Source organism: Tabrizicola sp., assembly GCF_051645465.1.
In the GTDB taxonomy this organism is placed as follows: Bacteria; Pseudomonadota; Alphaproteobacteria; order Rhodobacterales; family Rhodobacteraceae; genus Tabrizicola.
Window position 1 is genome coordinate 1 of sequence record NZ_JBOFBI010000175.1, and the last position, 4,829, is coordinate 4,829.

Sequence of the window (4,829 nt, forward strand, 5' to 3'; positions counted from 1 at the left end):
GATGACCGTGAACGGCAAGGCCGTTTCCGGCGAAGTGGAAGGGCGGACGCTTCTGTCCGCTTTCCTGCGTGAAGGGCTGGGGCTGACCGGCACTCATATCGGCTGCGACACCAGCCAGTGTGGCGCCTGTGTTGTGCATCTGGATGGCAAGCCCGTCAAAAGCTGCACCGTCTTTGCCGAGGATGTGGCGGGCGCAAGCGTGAAGACCATTGAGGGGATGGCGAATGCCGATGGCTCGCTGGGCACGATCCAGCAGGCCTTCCAGGACCATCACGGGCTACAGTGCGGCTTCTGCACCCCCGGCATGGTGATGTCGGCGGCGGCCCTTCTGGCCGAGAACCCCAAGCCAAGCGAGCATGAGGTGCGCCACTACCTGGACGGCAACATCTGCCGCTGCACGGGGTACCACAACATCGTCAAGGCCGTGATGGCTGCCTCCGGGCAGGACGTCAGCGCCCTGGCTGCGGAATAGGGGGGTCAGATGCCGAAAGATCACGGAATAGGCGCGTCCACCAAGCGCCGCGAAGACATCCGCTTCCTGACCGGACGCGGGAATTACACCGATGACATCGCGATTCATGGCCAGGCCGCGGCCGTCTTTGTCCGCTCGACAGTCGCGAACGGGAAGATCAAGTCGATCAACACTGCCAAGGCCTCCGCAATGCCGGGCGTCCTGGCCATCTTCACCGGCGAGGATTTCAAGGACGTCGGTGGCAACCCGGCAGGCTGGCTGATCAACAGCCGTGACGGCACCCCGATGCGCGAGCCGAAGCGCCCGGTGCTGGCCCACGGCAAGGTCCGCCATGTGGGCGACGCCTACGCCGCCGTCGTGGCCGACACCTACGCCCAGGCGCGCGACGCGGCCGAGCAGCTGGCCGATGACACGGTGATCGAGGAACTGCCCGCGATCATCGACATGGCCGCCGCGATCGCGAACTCCTCCAACCGCGTGCATGACGAAATCCCCGACAACCTCTGCTACGACTGGGGCTGGATCGAGGACAACCGCGCCAAGGTCGATGCCGCGATCAAGTCCGCGCCGCATGTCACCACGCTCGAGCTGGTGAACAACCGCCTGATCCCGAACGCGATGGAACCGCGCGCTTCGATCGGCGAGTACTTCCCCGGCACGGGCGACTACAAGCTGACGACCACCAGCCAGAACCCGCACCTGACGCGCCTTCTGGTGGCGGCTTTTGTCCTGGGCATCCCCGAGAACAAGCTGACCGTGGTCGCCCCCGATGTGGGCGGCGGTTTCGGCTCGAAAATCTATCACTACGGCGAAGAGGCACTGGTCCTCGCGGCGGCGAAGAAGCTCGCCCGTCCGGTAAGATGGACGGCAGAGCGGTCGGAAAGCTTCCTCTCGGATGCGCATGGCCGCGACCATGTGACCAAGATCGAACTCGCCTGTGACAAGGAAGGCAACTTCATCGCCTTCCGGACCGAGACGATGGCGAACGTCGGCGCGTATCTGTCGAACTTCGCGACCGTGACGCCCACGTTCCTCCACGGCACGCTGATGGCCGGGCCCTACAAGGTGCCGAACGTCTACGTGAACGTGAAAACCGTTTTCACCAACACCGCCCCCGTCGACGCCTACCGCGGCGCCGGGCGGCCCGAGGCGACCTACAGCCTTGAACGCGTGATCGACAAGATGTGCCGCGAACTGGGTCTCGACCCGTTCGAGGTGCGCCGGAAGAACTTTGTCACCACCGACATGTTCCCCTACACCACCCCGGTCGCGCTGGCCTACGACACCGGCAACTACCACGCGACCCTCGACAAGGCGATGGAGATGGCCGACGTCGCGGGCTTCGAAAAGCGGGCCGCCGCGTCCAAGGCCAAAGGCAAGCTCCGCGGCATGGGCCTTTCGACCTGGATCGAGGCCTGCGGCATCGCGCCCAGCCACCTCGTCGGCATCCTCGGCGCCCGCGTCGGGCTTTACGACGCGGCGACGGTCCGGGTGAACGCCACCGGCAACATCAGCGTGATGGTCGGGGCACACAGCCACGGCCAGGGCCATGAGACGGTCTTCCCACAGATCGTGGCCTCGAAACTGGGTGTACCGGAATCATCGGTCGAGATCGTCCACGGCGACACCTCGAAGATCCCCTTCGGCATGGGCTCCTACGGTTCCCGCTCGCTCGCGGTCTGCGGCGTCGCGATGGACAAGGCGCTCGACAAGATCGTGGCCAAAGGCAAGAAGATCGCCGCCCACATGCTGGAAGCCTCGGAAGGCGACATCACCTTCGCCGACGGCAAGTTCAGCGTGGCAGGCACCGACAAGGCCAAGACCTTCGGCGAGATCGCCTTCTCGGCCTATGTCCCCCACAACTACCCGCTCGAAACCCTGGAACCGGGGCTGGAGGAAACCGCCTTCTACGACCCGGCGAACTTCACCTACCCCGCAGGCGCCTACATCTGCGAGGTCGAGGTCGATGAGGGCACTGGCAAGGTCGACGTAGTGGCGTTCCACTGCGCCGACGACTTCGGCAACATCATGAACCCGATGATCGTTGAAGGTCAGGTGCATGGCGGCGTCGGCCAGGGGATCGGCCAGGCGTTGTGCGAGTTCACGACCTACGACGAGAACGGCCAGCTTCTGACCGGATCCTACATGGACTATCCGATGCCGCGGGCAGACGACGTGCCGTTCTACAACGTCGACTATTCCTGCCAGACGCCGTGCACCCACAACCCGCTTGGGGTGAAGGGTTGCGGCGAGGCCGGGGCCATCGGCTCACCGCCTGCAGTGGTGAACGCCGTGATCGACGCGCTGCAGCGTGGCGGGCACACCCACGTCAAGCACATCGACATGCCAGTCTCGCCGTCGCGGGTCTGGTCGGCAATCAACGGCTGAGGGAGGATCAGATGCACAACTTCTACTTCGCAAAGCCCGCGAGCATTGCCGATGCCGCCAAAGCTCTGGCCGCCGAGGGCGCACAGCCGCTCTCCGGCGGGCAGACGCTGATCCCGACGATGAAACAGCGCCTTGCAGCGCCTTCGGTACTGGTCAGCCTGACCGGCATCAAAGAGATGCAGGGCGTCTGCACGGGTGACGGGGGCCTTCACATCGGCGCGGCCACACCGCATGCAGTGGTCGCCAAAGAGGCCGCCAAGCACTACCCGGCGCTGGCGGCGCTTGCTGGTGGCATCGGCGACCCGGCGGTCCGCTCTCGCGGGACGATCGGCGGCAGCCTCGCCAACAACGACCCGGCGGCCTGCTATCCGTCCGCCGTGCTCGCTTCGGGCGCGACGGTGGTGACCAACAAGCGCAAGATCGCGGCGGACGACTACTTCCGCGGCCTCTTCACCACCGCGCTGGATGACGGCGAGTTCATCACCGAGGTGACCTTCCCGATCCCGCAGAAGGCGGCCTACGTGAAGTTCAACCAACCCGCCAGCCGCTTTGCCCTGACCGGCGTCTTCGTCGCGAAGTATGGCCAAGGCGTGCGCGTCGGCGTCACCGGTGCGGGCGCCGATGGCGTCTTCCGCTGGACCGACGCCGAACGCGCGCTCTCGGCCAACTTCTCGGCCAGCGCACTTTCGGGGCTGACGGTCGATCCGTCGGGCATGAACGCCGACCTCCACGGCTCGGCCGCCTATCGCGCGAACCTCGTCAAGGTCCTGACCGGCCGCGCGGTCACCGCCGCAGGCTGAGGCCGATTATCAGTAAGGAAAGGCCCGGGGGCACAATCCCCCGGGCCTTTCTCTTTGGGGCAAGGCGTGGCCTTCAGCGGATCGCGTTGATCGGATCGGCTTTCGCAGCCGTAGTCAGCGCCGCAACAAACGTGGCCCAGTCGAACGGCAGGCTGCCGTCCAGGTTCCAGATCGCATGGCCGACGGACGTCGTCGTGTCGACTGCCGCAGGCGCGGTCAGGCCGGTGCGGCTGCCGGGGGCGTGGGCCAGGACTTCGGTCCGCCTTTGGCTTGGCCCCGGCACATCGATGCCGTCGGGGGGGCGGTCACATCACCAAAGCCTGCTCCGCGCCAGAAGCGCCGATTCCGCAACGAAGTCGCAGCCAACTTCGCGCCCTCAGACAGCAGCAACCGTTTCTTTCGCCCCACCCGAATGACCGAACCAAGCTTTCATCTTTGCCCAAATATCCCCGCGCGGCGCGCCCTCCCGAGCCTCTGCGCGTTCTTCACGCGCAGAGGCGAGACAAAAGATCTTCGCGCGTCAGCGCTCAATTTGAAAACCGCCCGCACACGCACGACGATGGGACTATCGCGCACCGGCCAGCCACAGGCCCCTCCCCTCCCCCTCCGTGGGGAGGGGCCGGGGGTGGGGGGACGCCAACACCGCCCTCAATCGTGAACAGATCCTTAGCGGCCGCACAACCCATTGAAATCAAACAACCCACCCCCTTGACCCACCGTGGGACACTCTCAAATCGCCATCCCCACCTTCCGCCCCTCATGAAACGCGTAGGCCCCGAGCCTGGGCGCCGCGCAGTCCCCGACCCGGTGCAGCACCTTCCCCGGCACCAATTCCGGAAACGGATCAAACGCCTGGTTCGTCGTGGCCATCACCAGGGCCGAGGCCGCGATCACCTCCTCCTCCCCCGTCAGAAAAGACCGCACCGTCACCCCGTTCCCGTGCCAGCGGACCAGCCGATGCTCCGCCAGCATCCGCACCCCCAGGCCCCCCAGCCGCCGCCGCATCACCCCATCCGCCGCCGTCCGCGCCAGCTCCTTCCCGACGAACGGCTCCGGCGTCACGATCGTCACCCGCCGACCCGCCTCCGCCAACGCCCAGGCCGTCCCAACCCCCCGCCAGTTCCCCCCCTCATCATAAACGACCACCGCATCCGAAAGCTGAGCCTCCC

General features: G+C 66.1%; 4 protein-coding genes and 1 pseudogene. 3 read left to right on the plus strand and 2 right to left on the minus strand.

Annotated features, from left to right (window positions below):
- The first annotated feature begins 1 nt into the window (after position 1).
- From ACRCSW_RS11245 to ACRCSW_RS11255, 3 genes are read left to right on the plus strand one after another with little or no spacing between them, the layout of a single operon-like run.
- On the plus strand, positions 2 to 472 hold the full coding sequence (locus ACRCSW_RS11245) for a (2Fe-2S)-binding protein (RefSeq protein WP_438705111.1): 471 nt from the start codon (positions 2 to 4) through the stop codon (positions 470 to 472).
- A 9-nt stretch (positions 473 to 481) separates the two neighbouring features.
- Positions 482 to 2,860, plus strand: coding sequence for a xanthine dehydrogenase family protein molybdopterin-binding subunit (locus ACRCSW_RS11250; RefSeq protein WP_438705112.1), 2,379 nt, complete (start codon positions 482 to 484; stop codon positions 2,858 to 2,860).
- Positions 2,861 to 2,871: 11 nt separating this feature from the next.
- The gene (locus tag ACRCSW_RS11255) at positions 2,872 to 3,660 is read left to right on the plus strand and encodes an FAD binding domain-containing protein (protein ID WP_438705113.1); all 789 of its coding nucleotides are present in this window, start codon (positions 2,872 to 2,874) and stop codon (positions 3,658 to 3,660) included.
- A 73-nt stretch (positions 3,661 to 3,733) separates the two neighbouring features.
- Here the strand turns inward: ACRCSW_RS11255 and ACRCSW_RS11260 are convergent, their stop codons facing one another.
- Together ACRCSW_RS11260 and ACRCSW_RS11265 are read right to left on the minus strand one after the other, a co-directional pair.
- Positions 3,734 to 3,943, minus strand: coding sequence for a hypothetical protein (locus ACRCSW_RS11260; RefSeq protein ID WP_438705114.1), 210 nt, complete (start codon positions 3,941 to 3,943; stop codon positions 3,734 to 3,736).
- A gap of 446 nt (positions 3,944 to 4,389) precedes the next feature.
- A pseudogene (locus ACRCSW_RS11265) lies at positions 4,390 to 4,829 on the minus strand (FAD-dependent oxidoreductase); the annotation flags it as partial.

Excerpts from the sequence above, each read along its gene's own strand:
- ACRCSW_RS11245 (WP_438705111.1), top strand. The coding sequence starts at position 2 with ATGACCGTGAACGGCAAGGCCGTTTCCGGCGAAGTGGAAGGGCGGACG.
- ACRCSW_RS11250 (WP_438705112.1), top strand. The coding sequence starts at position 482 with ATGCCGAAAGATCACGGAATAGGCGCGTCCACCAAGCGCCGCGAAGAC.
- ACRCSW_RS11255 (WP_438705113.1), top strand. The coding sequence starts at position 2,872 with ATGCACAACTTCTACTTCGCAAAGCCCGCGAGCATTGCCGATGCCGCC.